This is a genomic window from Spirosoma sp. KCTC 42546, assembly GCF_006965485.1.
Lineage (GTDB): Bacteria > Bacteroidota > Bacteroidia > Cytophagales > Spirosomataceae > Spirosoma.
In genome coordinates this window covers 7,481,832-7,504,337 of sequence record NZ_CP041360.1, presented here as the reverse complement: position 1 = coordinate 7,504,337, position 22,506 = coordinate 7,481,832, and the positions used below count along the sequence as shown (strand labels likewise).

The window sequence follows — 22,506 nt, the reverse complement described above, 5'->3', positions numbered from 1 at the left end:
TACATATCAATAATCTACTTCCAGATTCAACACCTTTCGTAACTCATGCAGGGCGGGGTTTTTCTCGGCCAGGTAGTTGTATTTATCCTGCGAGCTGTAAATCATTTTCTTCACTTCCTGCACAACTACCTGATGCTCAAGCTTAATCTGACTATTCTGAAGTTCAGTGCGAAGGTAGCCCAGCAGGTCGGGCTTCAGTTCGGTTAGAAAATCGACTTGCAGGGTGTTGTCAAGCTTAAGATGAATCGTTGTGCCGTCCAGAATCAGATCGCGATTCAAGACAACCTGTTCGGTGGTAATATCGCTTTTCTCACGCCGAAGTTTTGCAAAGGCTTGCCAGGCGGCCTGTAACTCATCGAAATCAAACGGTTTATCAGGGCGAGTCGATGCTACAACAATGGGTGCTGCATCGGTAGCAGCCTCGGGTTGAACCGGCCCCGTTGTTAAGGCAACTGTCGACCGTAATCGACTTCCGGCGGGCCTTGTTGGTGGGACTGGTTGTGGCCTGGGCGGTAAATCCGACTTGGCAACAGCAGGTTGTGGTGTGACTACGGCTGTTACCTGCGCATTTGTTGCCGCTGTTTGCTCGTTGGGTTTAGCCAATCCATTCATTACTGTGCCGTTACCGTTAGCAGGTACGGTGGAATGGTATCCATTCACAGGCTCACTTGTGATAGGATGACTTTCGATTAGTTGGCTGCTATCAGGCGAGGGCTTGGGATTGCCGATTGTCGGTCCAGCGTTTTTTTTTTCAGCCATCACCTGGCTTACTGTCGTCGTTTCTCCACTATGTATACCGTTGAGTGGCAGGTCTGGGAGGGCTTCCCAGTTGAGCAGGTTACGCAAATTGGCCAGTTTCATCAGCCACAATTCGGTGTGTAGCCGCTGGTCTTTAGCCTGCTTGTAGTTCATGTCGCACTGACCGCCAAGGCTAAGGGCTGAGAGTAAAAACGACATGGGCGCCCGAGCCGCCTGGTCGAGGTATTGCCGCCGAACGTTTTCGGTCACTTGCAGCAACTGAACCGTAGCCGCATCTTTACAAACCAGCAAATCCCGGAAGTGACGACACAAGCCAACGATAAACTGATGTCCGTCGAAACCCTTACGCAGAATCTCATCGACTGTCAGCAAGCTTTGGGGAAGATTACCTGCCAACAGTAAATCCGTCAGTTTGAAATAATAATCATAGTCCAGAATGTGGAGGTTATCCAGCACTTCCTTATACCGGATTATCCGGTCGGCCGCAAAGGTCACGTTCAAATCGAACATCGACAACGCATCACGCAACCCCCCGTCAGCTTTCTGAGCAATCAGGTCCAGGGCTTCCGTTTCGGCAGTAACACCTTCCTTTTCAGCAATTTGGGCGAGGTGATTGGCAATGTGCCCCGGCTGAATCCGATTAAAGTCGAAAATCTGGCAACGCGATAAAATTGTTGGTAGAATTTTATGCTTCTCCGTTGTGGCCAGAATAAAGATGGCATAGGAGGGGGGTTCTTCCAGCGTTTTCAGGAACGCATTGAACGCAGCCGACGAGAGCATGTGCACCTCGTCAATAATATAGATCTTGTATTTTCCCGATTGGGGTGGATAACGAACCTGATCAATCAGGTTGCGGATATCTTCAACGGAGTTGTTCGAAGCCGCATCCAGCTCATGAATATTAAACGATGCACTCTGATTAAAGCTCACACACGACTCACATTGGTCGCAGGCTTCTCCATCGGCAGTCAGGTTTTGACAATTGATTGTCTTGGCCAGAATCCGGGCACAGGTTGTTTTACCAACCCCGCGTGGTCCGCAAAACAGGAAGGCAGACGCTAAGTGATTGGTCTTGATTGCGTTTTTAAGTGTGGTAGTAATGTGTTCCTGACCCACGACAGTGTCGAAGGTAGCGGGACGGTACTTGCGGGCCGAGACCACGAAATTTTCCATACTGCAAGTTAGTACTGTCGGGGGTGAAAGGCAAAAGGTATTTCGTGAAATGGGTGGAGTGAGTGGAGTTGGTGAAGTAGGTGGAGTGAGTGCGGTAGGTAAAATAAGTTATGTGCTTATTATTGCTTTTTAGTTTATTTTTTTATTTCCTTACACTTCTCTTATGCTTCATGGAACGTGAAAAAAGCAGCGGTTTTGAAGAATTGATTGTCTGGCAGGAAGCCCGAAAATTCAGACAGACTATTGATTTACTCGTAAAATCTTTCCCTGCTGATGAACGTTACCGGCTGGCAGACCAACTTATTAGAGCTAGTCGAAGTATTTCTGCCAATATAGCAGAAGGTTATGGCCGGTATCATTTTTAGGAAAATATTCAGTTTTGCACTTCACTCACTCCACTAAATTTCCTTCCCACAATGCGGACATACTTTGCGACGGGGTATTTTGTGATCACGAATATGCTCGTTGAAGCCGGATACCAGAATACCGGTTGGTAAGGCGAACACGCCAATACCGACTATGGCCGTAATCCCGCCCAGCAGTTTTCCTAAAGGGGTAATGGGATGAATATCGCCATAGCCAACGGTTGTCATGGCCGTAACTCCCCACCACATGGTTGCCGGAATGCTGGAAAATTTATCAGGCTGGGCCGCATGTTCAACATAATACATTACACTCGATACGATAATGAGCATGAAAATTACCAGCATAATACTGAGTACCAGTTCTTCTTTCTTTTCGGCAACTACATTCTGAATCAGGCGAAAGGCATGTGAGTAACGTGAAATACGAAAGAGTCGGAAAATTCGGAACAGTCGTAGAATTCGAACAATAGCCAGATCGGTAGCAAATAGTGAGAAGTAGAATGGGAAAATGGCCAGAATGTCAATAATGGCGCTGGTTGAGACAATGTAACGAAGGCGCCCCCAGAACCAGTGGTGGTATTTTTCATTCTCCACACTAACCCAAACACGTAATAAGTATTCAATGGTAAAGAAACCCACCGAAAACAGTTCGAAGTCAGTAAACAGGCGCGAAAATTGCTGGTTATAGTCCGGCACCGTATGGAGAACAATAGCGATCGCGTTCAGCGTAATGATCGTAATCAGTACCAGATTAAACGCCAGACTGACTCCCCGACGTTTACCTGCCGAAGTTTCAAGAATACGATAGAGTGATTTGCGGAGCATGATAGAAATAGAAACGGTCGGTAGAGATGCAAGCTACTCACCAAAATCTGAACTTGCCATTGATCCGTTTATAAAGAGAATCAGTTAGGCTTTTCGGGTTTATTACTGGTAGCTTTATTCCCGTTAAAAAAAATAGTTCCATTAAAAGCTATCATCTGCCAGTTCTAAAAACTACCTGGTACTTGTGAGTGCCTGATTGTGAACGATGTAGCAATAGTGGGTTTAATGATTACCTTGTAGGTTTTAGCCGTTGACGAACTATCCTGAAAAAAAACCGTTATGATATTGCAAGACCCGGATAATCTCTCTAACATTGTTCGCGTTTTCGCACAAGAACCAATGGCAAAGCTCGTTTATATACCGACTTTCTTCCATACTACGCCATTTCGGTTTAGGTCCGAAAGGACTATACTATCTCGTTTGCCTATGCGGTAAGCACTTTCTACCCTTTTTCTTGTTCTATTTTTCACAACAAACCAGCTACCAGCTCGGATTACGCTGTCTCCGTTTTCGCGGCTTTACAACCGCTCAATAAACGACAATGATCACCCCAGAAATAGTTAACGATCAATACATCATTCAGGTGGCCAATGAAAACCACCTGCGGTTGGCCGAGACCATCTGCCACGAAATGGAAGAGAGCGCAAAAGCCCGGGGAACCGGTATTGCTAAACGTTCCCCCATTTATGTGATGGAGAAAATGCTCGAAGGAAAGGCTATTATTGCCATGACCCTTACGGGTGAGTGGGTAGGCTTTTGCTACATAGAGACTTGGGAGCACGGTAAATTTGTGGCCAACTCTGGCCTGATTGTCCATCCCGATTATCGGAAGAGCGGTATTGCCACACGCATCAAAGCCAAGGCTTTTGAACTGTCGCGGGCTATGTTCCCAACGGCTAAGATCATTGGCATTACAACCAGTCTGGCGGTGATGAAGATCAACTCCGATTTGGGTTATCAACCTGTTACGCTGAGTGAGCTTCCGGGTGATGACTCCTTCTGGAAAGGTTGCCAGACCTGCGCCAACTTCGATATTCTGACCCGAACGAATCGGAAGCACTGTCTCTGCACAGGGATGCTATACGATCCGGAAGAGCATAAGAAAGAAGAGAAAGATGAGAAATGGAATTTTCTCAAAGAATCGAAATTATACGAACGTTGGATGCGTATTAAAAAACGCATTCTGCTCCGTATCCAACCAGCCGACCGTTCGCGTTCCCGAAAGGGGGATCGCGAGTTGGAAATTGCCTGATAACTACACAACAGTAAAACAAGAAAAGTCCGGAAGCAGCTTCCGGACTTTTCTTGTTTTATTACCTCTGTGATTTGACTGTATTTCTAAAAGCAGCCTGTAGGCTTATCACACGTTTTCATTTTTAGTCTGTCGCATCCAAGCACTTACTAATTTTCTTAACATTAAATTAACATTGAAGTGGGAAATAATATTTTGCAAACTGGCTATAGAAATATAGTTAGAGATATATTATACTTTAAAATCAATAAAATTCAAAATATGACAGCCGTTTTTATGCTATTTTGTAAAATATACTGACTCCCAGTAAGTTAGGATAATGGATGTAAATGGTAATGTTTAGTTAATATTGACATAATATTTGCTTAATATTAACTAGCGAAAGCTCCTTGAGGATTTGAGACAAGGGGCGACCTTGTTTAATCATTTAATCCGTTTGAAGTCATGAAAAAGAAATTTACTCTTCTCATGCTGGTAGGCTTCCTGGCAACGCAAGCCTCCGCTGCGCCCATTACTACACACAAACCGAAAGAGGTTAAGGCTACATTGGAGCAGCAGTTAGCGAAACATATATCTTACCCAGATGTTCTCAAATCAACCCAACAGGCGGGTATTGTGGTCATTCAGTTTCGGGTAAATTCTGACAGTAAACTTTGCCAGTTGGAGGTATTTAGCCAGAATGAGAAATTGAATAACGAATTACTACGCCAGTTAACCGGTATTAAATTGACAGGTTATGCTACTGATTTGAGCGAATATGCTGCTCAGGTACATACCGTTCGATTACGCTTCAAGCCTCAATAAAGCGAAACATAGACAGAATAAGCAGTCAGAAGTTGCCAGACCGATTCATCTTGTCTGGCAACTTCTGACTTTTTTGTGACTTAACTTTTTCGACTAACGGCTGGTTAGCCCTTTAACAAACCCTACTTACTGTATGTCTGAACCACTCTCGCTGGTCTGGCTCCGGCGCGATTTGCGTCTGCACGACAATGCCGCACTTTATTACGCATTTAAACGTGGTCGCCCTGTCATCCCCGTTTTTATTTTCGACCGTACGATTCTTGATGATCTTGACGACCGCCAAGACCGGCGGGTGGAGTTTTTGGTTCAGGAAGTAAACCGTCTGCATGAAGAACTAGCCAAAATGGGGTCAACCTTGCTGGTTCGGTACGGTAAGCCGATTGATGTATGGAAAGAATTATTGACCCAATACCGTGTAAGCGATGTATTTGCCAATCACGATTACGAAGTATATGCCAAGGAGCGCGATAAAGCAATTGGCGACTTGCTGACGGAGCAAGGCATCGGGTTTCATACGAGTAAAGACCAAACTATTTTTGAGCGTGATGAGGTGCTGACCGGCAAAAAAACGCCCTATACGGTTTTTACGCCCTATAGTCGAAAATGGAACGATAAACTGACGGATTTTTATCTGAAAGCCTATCCAACCGAGAACTATTTTAGCCAATTCTGGAAAACCAAACCCGAGAAAGTTCCTACACTCGCCGAAATGGATTTTCAGCCGGTTGGTGAGCCATTTCCAGCACGGACAGTATCGGATAAGCTACTTGATAACTATAACGAAACCCGCGATTTTCCTGCATTACCACACGGGACAAGTCAACTGGGAATGCATTTGCGATTTGGTACGGTCAGCATTCGAGAGCTGGCCCGTCAGGCAAGAGAGGCTGAAGACAAAACGTTTTTAAATGAACTCTGCTGGCGGGATTTTTACTTTCAGGTACTCGACCATTTTCCGCACGTTGAAACGTATTCGTTCCGACGTGAGTATGACCAGATTGACTGGCGAAACAATGAAGATGAGTTCGAGAAGTGGTGTAATGGCGAAACAGGCTATCCCATTGTAGATGCCGGTATGCGCCAACTGAATACGATCGGCTGGATGCACAACCGGGTTCGAATGATTACGGCCAGTTTTCTGTGCAAACACTTGCTTATTGACTGGCGATGGGGTGAAGCCTATTTTGGTAAAAAACTGCGGGATTATGATCTGTCGGCCAATAATGGTGGCTGGCAGTGGGCGGCTGGTTCGGGCACCGATGCCGCACCCTATTTTCGCGTATTCAACCCAGAACGCCAGGCACAGAAATTCGATCCCAAGTCAGTTTATATTCGTCAGTGGGTGCCCGAAGTTGATGGGCCAAACTACCCGAAACCCATTGTTGAGCATACGATGGCCCGGCAGCGCGCTATTGATACCTATCGGAAAGCATTGGCTAAGAGTAAGTAGGCTAATTAAAAATTAGTTAATTGATAGTGGAGCATATAGTCCAAAATGGCAACCTTTTTGTAGCTTACGGTTCTTTTTGTAGACTATTCCACTACTCAGCCTTATGAAATTGCGGCTTACCCTGCTTTGTTTCTTCTGTTTGCTTGCGTTTCATTCATCAGTAGTTGCCCAGCAACGGCTTCGCCTGACTGTAATCGTACGCGACGGTGTTACTAAAAAAACTATACCCGGTGCCAGCTTGCTCGTTGCCGAAACAAAAGCTGGGGCACAGGCCGACAGTGCGGGTGTCATTGCACTGGCTCATCCACCGGGGGCACTCACTATTTATGTGTCGGCGGTGGGCTATTTTCGGGGTCGAGAAACGGTTGTGCTGGATTTCAATAAACGAGTCGACTATTTTCTGCAACCCCGCTCCACCGATCTGGAAGAGGTAGATGTACGGGCTACTCGTAAAGACAAAAATATTAAAGACGTGCAGATGGGGCAGATCCAGATCAGCATGCCTGAACTGAAACGGATGCCAGTTGTACTGGGCGAGCCTGATATCCTGAAAGCCCTTACGCTCCAATCTGGAGTAACAACGGCAGGTGAAGGAGCCGGTGGTTTTAATGTCCGGGGTGGGCGTGCCGACCAGAATCTGGTGCTGGTAGACGGTGCTCCGCTGTTCAATACCTCACACTTGCTTGGCTTTTACACGAATATCAATCCCGATATGGTGCAGGACGTGAGCCTGAATAAAGGAGCGTTTTCGGCGCAATATGGCGGGCGAGTATCGTCATTACTGTTGATGAGTACCCGTAATGGGAACAAGGATGGCTGGCGCGTATCGGGTGGATTAAGTCCGGTAAGTGCACGGGCTGTAGTGGATGGGCCAATTACCAAAAAACTGACATTGCTGGCCGGGGGACGTATCGCTTTTCCTAATTATCTGCTCCAATTGTTTCCATCGGGAAGTGTGAAAAATAGTCGGGCGTTCTTCTATGATGGTAACATTAAACTAACCTATACTCCCGACGAACGGAATACCATCTCGCTATCGGCTTACCGAAGTCAGGATAACTTCCGGTTTCCGGGCGATACGCTTTATGGCTGGCATTCGAACGTACTGACGGGCCGCTGGAGTTACCTCATCCGGCCGAACATGCAACTTAATCTGGCAGCGCTCTATAGCGGCTATTTCCTCAATGTAGATGGGGTCGCACCTAATCTGAACTTCCGTTTTACGTCGCACATTGAGCAGAAGGAAGGCAAGGCTGATATGTTTTATACCCTGAACAAGTCGTTTAAAGTTCAGGTTGGTACGAATGCAATTTTGTATGGGATTCAAACGGGTGCTATTCGGCCAACGAACGAAAATTCCAGTATTAACGCCAGACAAATTAATCCAGAACGGGGCCGGGAACTAGGTGCATATATAAACACCGAATGGGAAATTATGCCCACTGTTACGTTGATGGCAGGTTTACGCTATTCGGCCTTTGCTTCGCTGGGGCCACAAACCGTTTATGGCTACTCGGAAGGTCTGCCACCCTCACCCGAAACGGTTGTTGATTCGGTACAATACGGTAGCGGGAAAGTGGCACAGGCGTATGGGGGTTTTGAGCCGAGGTTAGCTTTGCGCGTGCAGGTCGCTAAAAACACGGCTATTAAAGCCAGTGCCGGTCGAACGCGACAGTATGTGAACCTTATTTCGAACACAACGGCTATTACGCCCCTTGATTTCTGGACATTGAGTAACCGATACCTGCCGCCCCAGATTGCCGACCAGATCTCTGTAGGATTGTTTCAGAATGTACAGGATAATGCCATCGAGCTAAGTGTAGAAGGTTATTACAAACGCCTTCAGAACCAGATCGACTATCGCTACGGCGCTAACCTGATTTTGAATCCAAAGCTTGAAACGGCGCTACTACGAGCAGCCGGACGGGCTTACGGAGTTGAATTTGGCATAAGCAAAAATACCGGACGGCTTACCGGACAAGTTAACTATACCTATGCCCGCTCGCTGATTGCCGTACAAACGCCTTACAATGAGCTTCGGATCAATGGTGGGGATTATTACCCATCCTATATTGACCGGCCACACACGCTTAATATGCAGGCTCGCTGGTCTATGTCGCATAACTGGACCTTCTCTACAAATTTTGTGTATTATACGGGTGTGCCAGCTACCTACCCTGATGGACAGTACACCTATAATGGCCAGCCAGTTCAGGACTATTCGCGCCGGAATGCCGACCGCATTCCTGACTATCACCGATTGGATGTTGCGTTCTCGAAAGATACCCGCTTCAACAAAGCGCAAAAACGGTATGGTATCTGGACATTGGGCATTTATAACCTATATGCCCACAAGAATCCCTATTCCATCTATTTCACCCGGTATAACCAGCGGACAGAGTCGTACCGGTTGTCGGTATTCGGTACCATGATTCCATCCATTGCCTACAATTTCTATTTTTAGTATGCGCCAACTTATCAGCTATATCCTCATTCTGACCGTGTTGGTAGCATGCATTGATCAGGTGGACTTACCCATTCGAACCGAAGAGCCACGTTTGGTCGTAGAGGGGCAAATCACCAACGAAGCTCCCCCTTATACTGTTCGGCTTACTTATACCGGAAAGTACAGTGGCGCAGGCGCACAAAACGTGAACGATCAATATGTAAAAGAAGCGCAGGTTACCCTTTCTGACGACCAGGGCCGCTCAACGCGCTTTATATCAAGAGGATTAGGCGTGTACCAGACTACAGATTCAACCTTTCGGGGGCAGGTTGGTCGTTCATATAGTCTAAGCGTGGTTCTTGCCGATGGCAAACGGTACACAACCAAGCCGGAACGAATGCCTGCTGTTCCTGTAATCGATAGTATTTCGGCAACCTTGATTAAAACAAATAATTTGTCGATCCCTTATGCCTTTTCATATGGCGTGAATACGAATGACCCTGCTAATGAAGCAAATTATTATCGTTGGTCTGCGTATGGCTACACAACCCGTTTATCGGTAGGGGTACCCTGTAGTCTGGGTAATCCAAGTAAATGCAACTACCGCTGCTGGACAACGGTATCGAATGATGTGGTCAATGTATTTAGCGATGAGGCTATCAATGGCAATCCCCTCCGAGGGCGATTTGTTTTACAAGTGCCCATTTATGCCATTGGTCCCCAACTGGTGGAGGTGCAGCAATATGCCATCACCCAGAACAATTACCAGTTCTGGAAACTCTACCAGCAACAAAACGCCCGAACAGGCAGTATTTTCGATCCGCTTCCGGCACCTGTTACGGGAAATGTAGTCAATACCAGCGACCCGACCGATGCGGCACGAGGGTATTTTGCCGTAACGTCGGTAACTCGGCGTCGGTATCGGCAGCAGAATTTCCCGAATGTTGTGTTTTATCAGGCTTTAGTCGGCTTCATCAGCAGTCAGATCATACCCGATGGCGATTGCCGGAATACGTATGGTAACGTACCAATCATTGAGCCGGAAGGCTGGTGATTTCTGAACCGGGATTTATTTGATTTTACTGACTGACTTTGATTTTGAGGACTATATTGAAAATCATATTCGGTCAGTAAAATTAAATAAATCCCGGCGGGACCTCCCGCGCGGTTAGATTACAGTTTCCATTGCACGATCCAGCCGGGTTTTGCAACCTTGGGGCGGGGAACGCCCGCCAAACCCGTTGCTGGATTCATAGCCTGCAAGGTGAGTGAAATCGTCGTATTTTCCTGAGAAGAAACTGCTTTGGTAGCCCGTAGAAACAGATTGCCACGTGTATCAACATCATCGACAATGGCATAGAGCATATCGCCTGTTTTGAGTGCATCATCGCCAATCTGAACATCTTCCGTCAGCGCAAATGCCCAACTTTGGCCCACTTTAGGAAGACCGGCCCGTACTAACCGGGTGGCTACATCGCCAACAAAGACAGGTAGGGAAGCAGGCTTGGTTTTGAGCAGCTCTGTTAACATGCTGTCCATAACCATCGCTTCATTTTTAACGGGTGTGCCTGATCCCAGAAAGGATTCAATGGGGATGCCTTCTGGTTCTGGTTCATCATCCTGGAGCCAACCCATGCGACGAGCCTGTTCGCGTTCACGTTCGTACAGATTACCTGACGATGCTGATGCCAGCATGATACCTATTGACCCAACTCCGTAAGTTGGATTCGTAAACAATTCTTTCATGGCCAGAATCCGGTAAAGGTAGTAACCCGTTTCTGGATTCATGGTCATCGAATAATAGTCCCGGTTACCTGATTTTGTGATTTTACGCTGGACCATCCCTACGCCCCCGTTATAGGCAGCTGCTACGAGCGTCCAGGAGCCCAGCTTGCGATAAAGAAATTTCAAATATTTACAAGCGGCTTCAGTCGATTTAAGGAGGTCGGTACGCTCGTCGCTGCCGGGCGTGATGGAAAGCCCCATGTCCTGAGCGGTATCATCCATGAATTGCCAGTATCCAATGGCACCCGCCGATGATACGGCGTTCGACTGCCAGGCGCTTTCAATGAGTGGTAGGTATTTGAAATCGTTTGGGATATTGTACTTATGAAGAATTGGCTCAATAACCGCAAAAAATGGAGCTGAACGCGCCTTTAATCCATTTAAGTGGCGTATGTAGCCTGAACTACCAGCTAGCGCAAACGCCAGTTTGGCCGAAACATCGCCCTGCTCTGTTGGTACCACCTCACCACAAAAGTGTAACCGTTGGGGCTCATTTACTGAGCGAGGCTGGGCTATCGCTTTACGATTCGACTTGACTTTTAACGAAGCCGCCTTTTTTTGTGCCAGAAGAGGAGAGCTAAACGATAAAACGCTCAGAAGCAACAGGATAACGCATCTCGTAAGTACTGTCAAAATAAAGAGTTGTTGGTTAGACCCATAGACAACGAATCGTATTCAGGGTTTAGTTCAGTTGGCAAAGTAGTGGAGTGAGTGGAGTAAATGAAATGAGTGAAGTGGTGGAGTAAGTGAAATAGATTAACCAGCAATCTACTTACTACACCTATTTCACTTACTTCACCCACTCCACCACTTCACTCATTTCACAACTTCACAATGTTTTCCAGGTCAGAATCCAGCCTGCCTTTATCTGATCCACATCGGGGAGTTTAATGCCAATACGGCCCGTGGAGGCATCAATGGCCGATAGATTCATAGTATAGGTGTGTTTTTCACTCGCCGAATAAAGCCGATCTGCGCGCAGGTAGATCTTATCCGTTTTTTTGTCAACGTCTTCCACAATGGCATACAAAACATCACCTTCTTCCACTTCTTTGCCGTCGGCCATCCCATCGCGGGTGAGGTGAAATACCCAGACCTGGCCTCGTTCGACACCTGCTGATTCCACCAGTCGCGCTTTGATACCTCCCCGAAACACATCACCTGCATTGGGGAGGGGTATATCAAGCGTTCGCCCGGCGGTTGGCTGTGCTGTTTCAGTAGAAGGTGCATTAACCGCTACTTTGGTGGCCTCGTTCATGATCACTTCTGGCAAAAGCACCTCATCTTTATCCGGTTCAGCATCGGGCGTGAGTGGCTCACTTAAGTAAGCCATCATCCGCTCAGGAATAAACCCCTGATAGGATCGATAGTTAGAAAATAATTCTTTGAATGCCAGAATTCGGTACAGATACTTTCCTGTTTCGGCGTTCAGGCGTAGGTAATAATAGTCGCGTTGCTGTTGTCGGCGGATATTGCCCAGTAAGGCACCAATGCCATTGTTGTAAGCCGCAGCGGCCAGTGTCCAGGAGCCCAGTCGATTATACAGATAGTTCAGATAGCGGCAGGCTGCATTGGTTGATTTGACCAGGCTCTGCCGTTCATCGTAGCCAGGCCGGATGCTTAACCCTAGCTCACGCGCTGTAGCTGGCATAAACTGCCAATAGCCTACCGCCCCCTTAGGTGATACTGCCAGACCTGTCAGCGCACTCTCGACCAAGGGTAAATATTTGAAGTCGAGCGGAATACCGTGCCGGGCCAGAATCGGTTCGATAATAGGAAAAAATACAGACGCCCGCTGCCGAATACGATAAAATATCCGATTTTGGTTTGTGTTCTGGGCTAAGGCAGATACTAATCGTCGGGCAACTGCTTCTTCGTGTAAGGGAACCGATTCCCCACAGAAATAGACAGGTGGCAAGAGCCTGGTTAGTCCGGGGTCGGTAACTAAAGCAGTAGCAGTGTGGATAGGCAATGATCTGTCTGCTGGTTTGTGTAGCAAACCGGCGAGATCAGAAACACTTGCCACCATCAAGCCAGTTGCCAGAGAAAGTGAGGCCAACAAGTTCATTAAACGGCAAGTTCAAGTTTTATGGGCTATGTTTTTTTAGACTTTCACTTTAGTCTACAGTAACACTATAGTGTTGCTTTATTTATTATAAGGTAGTAAACAGGAAAGCCGCTCTCATCAAGCGGCTTTCCTGTTTAAACGAATGTAGCGTCTTAGGATTCTGTTGGGTTTGCTGATTCTATTGTGTTGATAAACAGTGCCTATGCCCCAAAAGAATCCACAGAATGAAGATTGGTAACGGGAGCTTTATAACCAGTCCCAAAAGTGTAGAGGACGAATGCCTTCTCCTTTTTTCCACTGCAAAAACCTTGGCCGCCGGAACCGGAGCACCATTAGTCCCATCATTAATTTCTTGATTGGTAAATGTTGACCTTGCTGTTCTAAATCAGCAGCCGGGGTGTTAAGCGCTTTTTTAGCTAAAGCTGCACTAGCAATTAATTGGTCGGTATCCGAGGGGGCTTTGGTTAAGGTTGTATTTGGACGTGGCCCCCACATTGGATCGGTAAAATCTTCGTCAACCAGTTCGATAGTAGGCGAATCCTTGATTTTTTTCGGGAGAGCCAGCGGCTTATGCCAACTAGGCAATGGCTTTGTCAACTCAGCAATGGTTGAACCACTTAATAAGAGAGCGTATTGGCGCGGGTTCGTCAGTAGTTCTTTGAACGCCAGAATGCGGAACAGGTAGTGACTTGTTTCGCGGTGTAGCCGCAGCCGATAATAACTGGTTTGGCCCTGCTGCTCCATTTTGTTCATCACATGCGTGATACCACCATTATAAGCTGCAGCCACTAGTGTCCAGGAGCCTAATTCCCGGTAGAGTTGGTGCAAATGCCGACAAACCGCTACCGTTGCTTTTTCCAGATTCAGGCGTTCATCTACTTTCCCGTTTACTTTCAGACCTAACTCGCGGGCAGTACCCGGCATAATCTGCCAGTAACCGGCGGCTCCCCGATACGATACACTCCGGTTATCTAACGCACTTTCGGCGAGCGGCATGAATCGAAAGTCGCGCGGAATTTTGTATTTACGGAGAATAGGGTCAATAACCGGGAAAAACTCAGAGGCACGGGAACGAAGATCAAACAGGAACTCTTCTTGTGCTCCATAGGTGCGTAATGTTTGTGCCCAACGGCGCGACACTTTAGGTTCGTTAACAGGTACTTCTTCTCCGCAGAAGTAAATTGGGAACAGTCGTTTGGTTGAATCTACGACTAATAATTGAGGATTGTTGAGGCCGTTTGAGGGAAGAATTCGGCTCGTGTCGGGGCTGAAAATGGAGATCGGATGCGTTGTTGGAACGACACCCGGCCCCGATTTTACGGCGGCCATGAGCAGTGAAAAACTTACTTCTTTTATCAAAATTACATTAGTTGTTGTGATACATATAGACAACAAAACCCGTACTTGACTGACGGGCCTGTTTTCCACTAGAATACGAACTTAACTGATTCTCTGCTATATACCAACTATTTCCCTAAGAATTATCCAACGGTCCAAGCAAAAAATGGATTTTATCTTTAAAGAAGCCCTGCCACAAGCGTTAATTTGCCATAGTCATAGCGGCCACCTAAATGCTCGAAAACAGGCTTTAAACGCCCTTCTTCGATACCTACAGCCGCAATGGCTTTTTCAATTTCGCGCCGTTCGGTAGGGTCAATAAGTGAGACTAAATCAATATCGTATCCCGATTTGGAAAGCTGCACCAAATGGCTCGCAACAGAGCCGGTTGTGAGCTGGCGCTCGGCCGCAATCTGCTCCATAGTGAGGCCATTATTGTACAGATCAAGGGTTACTAATTGGGTCGACCCTTTTGGCTTTTCGCCAGCCTGCACCCGACCGCGAACATAACCGAGAATCTCGTCCAGAAACTGTTTCCCGAACAGTTGGAGTTTCCGTTCGCCCACCCCGCTCACATTCCGTAGTGCATCCGGGGTGATTGGCCGCTGGCGGGCCATGTCTTCGAGGGTCGTATCTGTAAAAATAACGTAGGCGGGTACGTTCTGTTCGTCGGCAAGTTGCTTGCGTAGTGTACGTAGCCGTTCGAACAGATCGTCGCGCTGGGTTTCGGTTTTGGTCTTCGTTTTCTCGACTACTGGCTTTGGGGCATCATCAGGCCGAACGAGGTCAATTTTGCGCGTTCCCCGCAATACCTGATCGGCCAGGATGCCCCGGCGGAGGGCGTAATGTTGATCGTAGGCAATTTCAATGACCCCGATGTTGATCAATTGATGGATATAATTTCGCCAGTCTTCAAATTTAAGATCGCGGCCAGCCCCGTATGTTTTTACCTGATCGTAGCCGCCTTGCAACACCTGCTGACTTCGGGAACCACGCAAAATGTCAATCAGCAGGTTCATTGGTACGCGCTCGCCTGTGCGAACCATCGCCGACAAGGCTTTCTGCGCCAGAATTGTACCATCGAAGGTGACACGCGGGTCTCGGCACACATCGCAGTTGCCGCAGGGTTCAGACAGTTCTTCGGAAAAATACGAGAGCAGGATTTGTCGGCGGCAGGTATGGGCGTCTGCGTATTGCTGCATCCGTTCCAGTTTGGCCAGCTGTAGACCAAGATTAGCTGGACTGTTTTCGGCGAGCATCTCCTTATAGGTAGCCACATCGGCGAAACTATAGAACAGAACGGTTTGGGCCGCTGCACCATCGCGCCCTGCACGCCCAATTTCCTGGTAAAAGCTCTCGATGTTTTTGGGCATGTTGTAATGAATTACCCAGCGCACATTCGACTTGTCGATGCCCATCCCAAACGCAATGGTAGCGCACATAATGCGGACATCGTCGCGGAGGAAAGCTTCCTGCGTTTTCGACCGATCGTCGGGGTCCATTTTCGCGTGGTAGAAAGCCGCGCTAAACCCTTTCTCCTGCAACTTAGCCGCCAGGGATTCCGTCGATTTCCGACTCAGACAGTAAATAATACCCGATGTATCGGGTTTCTGTTGCAACAGCTTAATGATTTGCTGAATCCGGTTCTGGCCGGGCAGCACCTGCAAACTCAGGTTTTTCCGATTAAACGAATCCACAAATACCGCCGGATCATGCATGCCGAGCCGGGTGGCAATATCGTGTCGGGTGAGTTTATCGGCAGTAGCGGTGAGGGCAATGGTCGGTACGGTCGGAAACTTCTCCTTCAGAATATGCAGTTGGGTATATTCCGGTCGGAAATCGTGCCCCCACGATGAAATGCAATGCGCTTCGTCGATCGCAAACAGCGAGACATTGACGCGCTCCAGAAAATGAAAAAATGACTCGGTTAGTAATTTTTCAGGAGAAACGTAGAGCAATTTGAGCTTGCCACTGATGCAATCGTCTTCAATATCGCGCTGTTCGCGGCTGGTTTGGGTACTGTTATAGAAAGCCGCCTGAATACCGTTCATGTGCAACGCACCCACCTGATCTTTCATGAGCGCAATCAGGGGCGAAACCACCACCGTCAGGCCGGGGAGTATCAAAGCAGGAATTTGGAAACAAACGGATTTCCCCCCCCCGGTTGGCATCAGGACTACTGTGTCGCGTCCACTCAGGATAGACTGAATAATGGCTTCCTGCATGGGCCGGAACCGATCATAGCCATAATAACGCTTGAGGTAATCGGCAGGAGTTTGCGAACGGGGCGGATTTGTACTAATCATTGCGTCTTTCCGAGTAGCGTATGTGCCGGACAAACAGGCGTAGATAAGACGAGCTAACTAGCTATTCGTGACTGGCTGTCAGCTACTATATTTATATCAAATTTAAGAAAAATTTAAGTCATTTTTAGTGACAGATACGTGATTTTATACCCATCTTTCCGTCCTAAGAGTTCATATTTTCCAGTTGTTTCATAAACCCCAATCCAATGACCATGAAAAAGAATTTGTTAATGCTGTGTTTTGCCCTCGGCTTACTGGCCACATTTAATAGTATAGCCCAGGATACTAAACCGTCGAAAAGCAAAGCCAAGAAAGAGATGAGCGATGCGGACGCATCGGCTAAGGCAGCCGCGAAAGCGGAGAAGAAAGCGGCTAAGGATGCTGCAAAAGAGGGTATGACCGATGCCGACAAAGCAGCTAAAGCACAGGCGAAGGCCGATAAGAAGGCTGCCAAGGATGCCGTAAAAGAGGCTAAAGCGGATGCTAAAGGTAATGCAGAGGCAACGACCGATGCTGCTAAACAGGCGGCCATGAACGAGCGAATGGCCAAGGTCAGAGCGGCTAAGGATGCTAAAAAAGACGCCAAAGATGCTGCTGATAAAGGAGCTGTTACAGCTGACGCAAAGATGGATAAAGCCGCTAAAAAGGCAGATAAGGCCGCTGACAATGCAGGCCTAAAGGACGATAAAATGAGCAAAACCGCCAAAGCGTCGACGCCTGCCGTGAAGGAGGAAAAAGCCACTCCGGCCGACTATAAAGCGCCGGTTGATGCTTCTAAAAAAGGCCCAAATGGCGAGAAAGTCATGACCGGCCCTCGTGGTGGTAAATATTACATCAATAAGAACGGCAACAAGACCTATTTGAGTAGCATAAAAGGGTAAGTTGCTGCTGGTCAAAACAAAACGTGGCGTCAGACTTTACAGTCTGACGCCACGTTTTGTTTAATAGAAACTAGAAAAGTAGCTCTTAACGCTACTGGTTTGTTGGATAGGATTTTTAGAGCGGAACTGTACCTTCGATAATACCGTCCTTGATAAGTTGATTGACAATCTGACGGGGAGGAACTTCACTGCTTCCGCCGGTTGTGACAAGGGCTTTCCAGAAAGGTTTTCCAGTTGTAAGGTCCGTCATCTCTAAAAGAAGTTCATTATAGGACGATATATACTTGCCAGAACCGGTTGTATAATTTCGATTAAAATCAATGGTTAAAATAACCTCACTTTGGCAGGTCTGCCGTTGCTTTTCAATTGATTCTTCTGGGCTCTCGAATGCGATTGGGCTGCTTGATACGGTACACACTTGATAGCCAGCCGGAAACGCCGTTTGGAATGTAGGCAAATAGGTCTGACTAACGTTTGAGAGCTTCGAGACGATTAGAATACGACGAAATTCCGGTTTGGCATCCGCTTTTACGTTTGACTGAAAGTTCGCTGTTATGCAACCAGTCAGGATTGTTAACAGGCTTATTATTAGGACTTTATTTATAATAGTTTTCATGGATTGTCGGTGGTGTATTTAGTTGTTGAAAGTAACAACATAGTTACCTTTTACTTGTTAACTACCTGTTAAAGTTTAGGTGAACAAATTGTTGGCTATCTTACTCTAAAATAGCCTCAACGTAATGCGCCGAATACTACCTCTTCTTCTAGTTATTAGTACGTTCTCATCTGCCTGTTCCCAACAAACACCTGGTCTGCAACAACCCGTTGAAATCATCCGCGACCGATGGGGTGTCAATCATATCTACGCAAAAAACGAGCATGATCTGTTTTTTGCGCAGGGATATTCGGCTGCTCAGGATCGCTTGTTCCAATTGGAAATATGGCGTCGGCAAGCAACCGGCACCGTGGCTGAATTGCTGGGGCCGCAGGAAACCAAGCGGGATATTGGGACAAGACTATTTCAGTTCAGGGGCGACATTACCAAGGAGCTACTCCATTACCATCCCCATGGGCCACAGATTGTTCGAGCGTTTGTCGATGGGATTAACGCTTACATTACGGAAATCCTGAAAACCCCCGAGAAACTACCTTTCGAATTTCGGGTGCTTGAAACAAAACCAGGCTTTTGGACGCCTGAAGTCGTTATCAGCCGCCACCAAGGTCTATTGGGTAATGTTCGCGATGAGTTGAATTACGGTCGGTTAGTGAAGCTCATTGGCCCTGAAAAACTTCGTGAACTACAATGGTTTCATCCCATCACCAAAGCAGGTGAGCCAGACCTGACGCTCCATGTGAACGGCGACGAATTATTTCAGCCGATTCTGGAAATCTATGAAGCGTTTCGATTACCCCTCACCTTTAAAGGAAGACTATCGAAAGCGGATGAAGATGAAGCAAGTCGTTCCGTTGACGATTGGTTCGATACTGAAAAACAGTTTGTTGGCTCCAATAACTGGGTCATTTCGGGCAATCAGTCAGCCAGTGGATATCCGATGCTGGCGAACGACCCACACCGCTCGCAGTCGACGCCTTCCCTGCGCTACTGGGTGCATCTGAACGCGCCCGGCGTGGATTCGCCCGGCTGGAATGTAATAGGAGGGGGTGAGCCAACCTTGCCGGGTATTTCCATTGGCCACAACGACTACGGTGCCTGGGGACTGACCATCTTCGAAACGGATAATGAAGATTTGTATGTGTACGATACCAACCCCGCCAATCCCAATCAATATCGCTATAGAGGTAACGGTAAGGTGGATCGGTGGGAGACTATGAAAACGTTTACTGAAACCATTCCGATGAAGGTTGGCAAACCGGTTCAGGCCGAGTTAAAGTACACGCGTCATGGACCGGTTGTATTCGAAGATAAACAACATCATAAAGCCTATGCTGTTCGGGCGGGATGGCTCGATACGGGCTGTGCGCCTTATCTGGCTAGTTTGCGCATGAATCAGTCGAAGGACTGGACGGAATTTCGGCAAGCCTGCCTGTATAGCCGGGTTCCAGGCGAAAACATGATCTGGGCGGATAAGACTGGTACCATTGGCTGGCAGGCCGTGGGACTGGCACCCATTCGGCAAAACTTTACGGGTTTAGTGCCCGTTCCGGGCGATGGCCGGTTTGAGTGGAGCGGTTATCTGCCCATTCAGCAACTTCCCAATAAACTGAACCCACCCGAAGGCTACGTAGCAACGGCAAATAATAACTTAACACCAGTTGATTTTTCGCACCGTAATGCCGTTGGCTGGACATGGGCTTCCCCGAGTAGGGCGCACCGAATAGAAGAAGTGTTAAGTGATGGCAAGCGTAAAAATCTGGTCGATTTTATGGCCTTGCAAGCCGATTATCTGGCTATTCCGGCCCGGACGCTCGTCCCACTACTTCAAAACCTGTCATCGCCTACTAATCAGACCGCAAAGGCCTTGGCGTATTTGCACCGATGGGATTATAAACTTGACCCAAACTCCATTGCTGCCGCCATTTATGTTGCCTGGGAAGAGCAGTTAAAACAGGCTGTTTATTTGCAAAAAGTACCGAAAAACGCTCAGCCTTACTTAAAAAGCCTGCCATCGAAACGGGTACTAGATGCCCTTCTCGTTCCAACGGCCTCTCGTGATAGTTTACTTCTTTCCTGCTTGGACCATGCCGTAGCCGAACTCACCAACCGACTCGGGAACGACATGGACAAGTGGCAGTATGGTCAATCGAAGAATAAACACATTACGCTTACACACCCGCTTAGTAATCTGGTTGACAAGGCTATGCGGAAGAAAATCAATCTCGGTCCGTTGCCTCGGGGTGGCTATGCCGAAACGGTTAATGCAACGAGTTTCAATCTCAACCAAACCCACGGCGCGTCGTTTCGTATTTTGGTTGATACCGAAGATTGGGATAAAACGTTAGGCATCAACAACCCTGGTCAGTCGGGTAATCCCGATAGCCCGCATTACGGCGATTTGTTCCCGATCTGGGCCGAGAATAAGTATTTCCCAGTATTCTTCTCGAAAGAAAAAGTAAAGTCAGTAGCGGAAGAAACTACTGTATTATGGCCCTGAAAGTAGCGTGACTTTCCAGTCGCACTACATAAGCCGCACATTTCGTACTTTTGCTATCGGAAAACTGCCCGTTCGCGCAGTTTCACAATCGAATGGATATTCAGGAAGAATTAAAAGTTGTTATTCAGCGTGCCGTTTCCGAATTGTATCAGCAGGAAATTGGTGAAGTGTCATTACAGCCTACTAAAAAAGAATTTGAAGGGCTTTACACCTTTGTTACGTTTCCGCTAACCAAAGCCCTTCGGCAGGCACCTGCGCAAATTGGACAAACCATTGGGGCCTGGTTGCTCGAACATAGTTCGCTTGTCAGTGCGTTTAATGTGGTGCAGGGTTTTCTGAATATTAGTGTTGCCGATGCGGCCTGGATTGAAGTATTAAATGACATTGCTGCCAGTTCGTCATTCGGTCTGTTGCCCGCAAAAGAACAGTCGGTGATGGTTGAGTTCTCATCGCCGAACACGAACAAACCGCTGCACCTCGGGCACTTACGTAATAATTTTCTGGGCGATTCGGTCAGCCGGATTCTGGCTGCCAATGGCTACGACGTTGTGAAAACCTGTATCGTTAATGATCGGGGCGTCCATATCTGCAAATCCATGCTGGCTTACAAGATGTTCGGTCATGGGGAAACACCTGAGTCATCGGGCATGAAGGGCGATCACCTGATTGGGAAATACTACGTTCTGTTCGATAAAGCCTACAAAGCGCAGATTGAAGAGATGGTGAGTCAGGGAACACCCAAAGAAGAGGCCGAAAAGAAAGCTCCTCTTATGCTCGAGGTTCAGCAGATGCTGCGCCTTTGGGAACAGGGTGATCCCGAAACGGTAGCGCTATGGAGCCAGCTCAACGCCTGGGTATACGCTGGTTTCGATGCTACCTATAAAAGCATTGGCGTTAGTTTCGATAAAACCTATTACGAATCGAATACCTATTTATTAGGGAAAGAAGTTGTTGAGGAAGGCTTGCAAAAGGGGGTTTTCTACCGGAAAGATGACAGTTCGGTCTGGATCGATCTGACCGAAGAAGGTCTGGATCAGAAGCTGGTGATGCGTTCGGATGGTACGTCGGTATATATGACGCAGGACCTGGGCACAACCGATCTGAAATTCCAGGATTTTCATAATAACCGCTCCATTTGGGTGGTAGGCAACGAGCAGGATTATCACTTTGCGGTGCTGTTTGCTATTCTGCGTCGGTTAGGGCGGACGTATGCCAATGAGTTATATCACCTTTCGTATGGCATGGTGGATTTGCCAACGGGAAAAATGAAATCGCGGGAAGGCACCGTTGTGGATGCCGACGATCTGATTCAGGAAACCATCGACGCTGCGTCGACTGCCGCCGATGAGGCCGCCAAAGGTAAACTCGACGAGTTCAGTGAATCCGAAAAGACAACCCTGTTTCAGATGCTGGGGTTAGGCGCTCTGAAATATTACCTGCTGAAGGTAGATCCGCAAAAACGAATGCAGTTCAATCCGGCCGAGTCAGTTGATCTGCACGGAAATACGGGGCCGTACATTCAGTACGTTCACGCCCGGATTCAATCTGTACTAAGGAAGGCCGCCGACCTGACTATATCGCTGGAAGGGCTCGTGTCAGCAACGGAATTGGATGAGATTGAGCTACAATTGGTCTTTTTGCTGAGTCAGTATCCGCAGCGTGTAGCCGAAGCAGGAACAGCCTACGCACCCTCTTATATTGCCCAGTATGCCTATGAGTTGGCGAAGACGTTTAACCAGTTCTACGACAAGCTGTCGATACTGAAAGAAACCGATCCCATCAAATTACATACCCGGCTAGTATTATCAAAAGCCATTGGTGAAACTATTCGTAAGGCAATGGGTTTATTGGGCATAGAGGTGCCTGAAAAAATGTAGTTTAAGTGATTCAGGTTCAGTCTAAACAGTTCCCTTGCCAAAATTTCTACAAACACGTCAAACT

The 22,506-nt window shown here is 47.5% G+C and carries 16 protein-coding genes; 9 read left to right on the top strand and 7 right to left on the bottom strand.

The window, feature by feature from the left end; translation table 11 throughout:
- Window positions 1-6: 6 nt before the first annotated feature.
- The gene (locus EXU85_RS30535) at window positions 7-1,932 is read right to left on the bottom strand and encodes a DNA polymerase III subunit gamma/tau (RefSeq protein WP_142775707.1); all 1,926 of its coding nucleotides are present in this window, start codon (window positions 1,930-1,932) and stop codon (window positions 7-9) included.
- A 170-nt stretch (window positions 1,933-2,102) separates the two neighbouring features.
- Between EXU85_RS30535 and EXU85_RS30530 the strand changes: the two genes are divergently transcribed.
- Window positions 2,103-2,297 carry a four helix bundle protein gene (locus EXU85_RS30530; RefSeq protein ID WP_142775706.1) on the top strand — a complete coding sequence of 65 codons (195 nt, stop codon included), beginning with the start codon at window positions 2,103-2,105 and terminating at the stop codon, window positions 2,295-2,297.
- A 33-nt stretch (window positions 2,298-2,330) separates the two neighbouring features.
- Here EXU85_RS30530 and EXU85_RS30525 read toward each other — a convergent pair whose 3' ends face one another.
- Window positions 2,331-3,122, bottom strand: a complete 792-nt coding sequence (locus EXU85_RS30525) for an ion transporter (RefSeq protein WP_142775705.1) — start codon at window positions 3,120-3,122, stop codon at window positions 2,331-2,333.
- Between the two features lie 541 nt (window positions 3,123-3,663).
- Between EXU85_RS30525 and EXU85_RS30520 the strand changes: the two genes are divergently transcribed.
- The 5 genes from EXU85_RS30520 to EXU85_RS30500 all read left to right on the top strand — a co-directional run bounded on the left by EXU85_RS30520 (window position 3,664) and on the right by EXU85_RS30500 (window position 10,128).
- Entirely contained in the window at window positions 3,664-4,374 is a 711-nt protein-coding gene (locus tag EXU85_RS30520; RefSeq protein WP_142775704.1) for a GNAT family N-acetyltransferase, read from the top strand.
- Between the two features lie 444 nt (window positions 4,375-4,818).
- A complete protein-coding gene (locus EXU85_RS30515; protein ID WP_142775703.1) occupies window positions 4,819-5,178 on the top strand; it encodes a hypothetical protein in 360 nt (119 codons plus the stop codon).
- A 133-nt stretch (window positions 5,179-5,311) separates the two neighbouring features.
- Window positions 5,312-6,628, top strand: a complete 1,317-nt coding sequence (locus EXU85_RS30510) for a deoxyribodipyrimidine photo-lyase (RefSeq protein ID WP_142775702.1) — start codon at window positions 5,312-5,314, stop codon at window positions 6,626-6,628.
- Between the two features lie 103 nt (window positions 6,629-6,731).
- Entirely contained in the window at window positions 6,732-9,092 is a 2,361-nt protein-coding gene (locus EXU85_RS30505; protein WP_142775701.1) for a TonB-dependent receptor plug domain-containing protein, read from the top strand.
- A 1-nt stretch (window position 9,093) separates the two neighbouring features.
- The gene (locus tag EXU85_RS30500; protein ID WP_142775700.1) at window positions 9,094-10,128 is read left to right on the top strand and encodes a DUF4249 domain-containing protein; all 1,035 of its coding nucleotides are present in this window, start codon (window positions 9,094-9,096) and stop codon (window positions 10,126-10,128) included.
- 119 nt (window positions 10,129-10,247) lie between these two features.
- Here the strand turns inward: EXU85_RS30500 and EXU85_RS30495 are convergent, their stop codons facing one another.
- The 4 genes from EXU85_RS30495 to recQ form a co-directional block, all read right to left on the bottom strand.
- Entirely contained in the window at window positions 10,248-11,492 is a 1,245-nt protein-coding gene (locus EXU85_RS30495; RefSeq protein ID WP_246859315.1) for a lytic transglycosylase domain-containing protein, read from the bottom strand.
- Window positions 11,493-11,688: 196 nt separating this feature from the next.
- On the bottom strand, window positions 11,689-12,927 hold the full coding sequence (locus tag EXU85_RS30490) for a lytic transglycosylase domain-containing protein (protein WP_142775699.1): 1,239 nt from the start codon (window positions 12,925-12,927) through the stop codon (window positions 11,689-11,691).
- A gap of 246 nt (window positions 12,928-13,173) precedes the next feature.
- The gene (locus tag EXU85_RS30485; protein ID WP_142775698.1) at window positions 13,174-14,256 is read right to left on the bottom strand and encodes a lytic transglycosylase domain-containing protein; all 1,083 of its coding nucleotides are present in this window, start codon (window positions 14,254-14,256) and stop codon (window positions 13,174-13,176) included.
- Window positions 14,257-14,444: 188 nt separating this feature from the next.
- Window positions 14,445-16,571: a DNA helicase RecQ gene (recQ, locus tag EXU85_RS30480; RefSeq protein ID WP_142775697.1), complete on the bottom strand. Its 2,127-nt coding sequence runs from the start codon at window positions 16,569-16,571 to the stop codon at window positions 14,445-14,447.
- A gap of 212 nt (window positions 16,572-16,783) precedes the next feature.
- Between recQ and EXU85_RS30475 the strand changes: the two genes are divergently transcribed.
- Window positions 16,784-17,452 (top strand): hypothetical protein, encoded by a 669-nt coding sequence (locus EXU85_RS30475; RefSeq protein ID WP_142775696.1) that lies wholly within the window; start codon window positions 16,784-16,786, stop codon window positions 17,450-17,452.
- A gap of 115 nt (window positions 17,453-17,567) precedes the next feature.
- Here the strand turns inward: EXU85_RS30475 and EXU85_RS30470 are convergent, their stop codons facing one another.
- A complete protein-coding gene (locus EXU85_RS30470) occupies window positions 17,568-18,068 on the bottom strand; it encodes a hypothetical protein (protein ID WP_142775695.1) in 501 nt (166 codons plus the stop codon).
- Between the two features lie 124 nt (window positions 18,069-18,192).
- Between EXU85_RS30470 and EXU85_RS30465 the strand changes: the two genes are divergently transcribed.
- Both EXU85_RS30465 and argS read left to right on the top strand, forming a co-directional pair.
- A complete protein-coding gene (locus tag EXU85_RS30465) occupies window positions 18,193-20,565 on the top strand; it encodes a penicillin acylase family protein (protein ID WP_142775694.1) in 2,373 nt (790 codons plus the stop codon).
- A gap of 92 nt (window positions 20,566-20,657) precedes the next feature.
- Window positions 20,658-22,442, top strand: a complete 1,785-nt coding sequence (gene argS / locus EXU85_RS30460) for an arginine--tRNA ligase (protein ID WP_142775693.1) — start codon at window positions 20,658-20,660, stop codon at window positions 22,440-22,442.
- Window positions 22,443-22,506: the final 64 nt, after the last annotated feature.

Bases quoted from the DNA above. Each gene is read 5' to 3' on its own strand.
- EXU85_RS30535 (WP_142775707.1), bottom strand. From the start codon at position 1,932: ATGGAAAATTTCGTGGTCTCGGCCCGCAAGTACCGTCCCGCTACCTTC.
- EXU85_RS30530 (WP_142775706.1), top strand. From the start codon at position 2,103: ATGGAACGTGAAAAAAGCAGCGGTTTTGAAGAATTGATTGTCTGGCAG.
- EXU85_RS30525 (WP_142775705.1), bottom strand. From the start codon at position 3,122: ATGCTCCGCAAATCACTCTATCGTATTCTTGAAACTTCGGCAGGTAAA.
- EXU85_RS30520 (WP_142775704.1), top strand. From the start codon at position 3,664: ATGATCACCCCAGAAATAGTTAACGATCAATACATCATTCAGGTGGCC.
- EXU85_RS30515 (WP_142775703.1), top strand. From the start codon at position 4,819: ATGAAAAAGAAATTTACTCTTCTCATGCTGGTAGGCTTCCTGGCAACG.
- EXU85_RS30510 (WP_142775702.1), top strand. From the start codon at position 5,312: ATGTCTGAACCACTCTCGCTGGTCTGGCTCCGGCGCGATTTGCGTCTG.
- EXU85_RS30505 (WP_142775701.1), top strand. From the start codon at position 6,732: ATGAAATTGCGGCTTACCCTGCTTTGTTTCTTCTGTTTGCTTGCGTTT.
- EXU85_RS30500 (WP_142775700.1), top strand. From the start codon at position 9,094: ATGCGCCAACTTATCAGCTATATCCTCATTCTGACCGTGTTGGTAGCA.
- EXU85_RS30490 (WP_142775699.1), bottom strand. From the start codon at position 12,927: ATGAACTTGTTGGCCTCACTTTCTCTGGCAACTGGCTTGATGGTGGCA.
- EXU85_RS30485 (WP_142775698.1), bottom strand. From the start codon at position 14,256: ATGGCCGCCGTAAAATCGGGGCCGGGTGTCGTTCCAACAACGCATCCG.
- recQ (WP_142775697.1), bottom strand. From the start codon at position 16,571: ATGATTAGTACAAATCCGCCCCGTTCGCAAACTCCTGCCGATTACCTC.
- EXU85_RS30475 (WP_142775696.1), top strand. From the start codon at position 16,784: ATGAAAAAGAATTTGTTAATGCTGTGTTTTGCCCTCGGCTTACTGGCC.
- EXU85_RS30470 (WP_142775695.1), bottom strand. From the start codon at position 18,068: ATGAAAACTATTATAAATAAAGTCCTAATAATAAGCCTGTTAACAATC.
- EXU85_RS30465 (WP_142775694.1), top strand. From the start codon at position 18,193: ATGCGCCGAATACTACCTCTTCTTCTAGTTATTAGTACGTTCTCATCT.
- argS (WP_142775693.1), top strand. From the start codon at position 20,658: ATGGATATTCAGGAAGAATTAAAAGTTGTTATTCAGCGTGCCGTTTCC.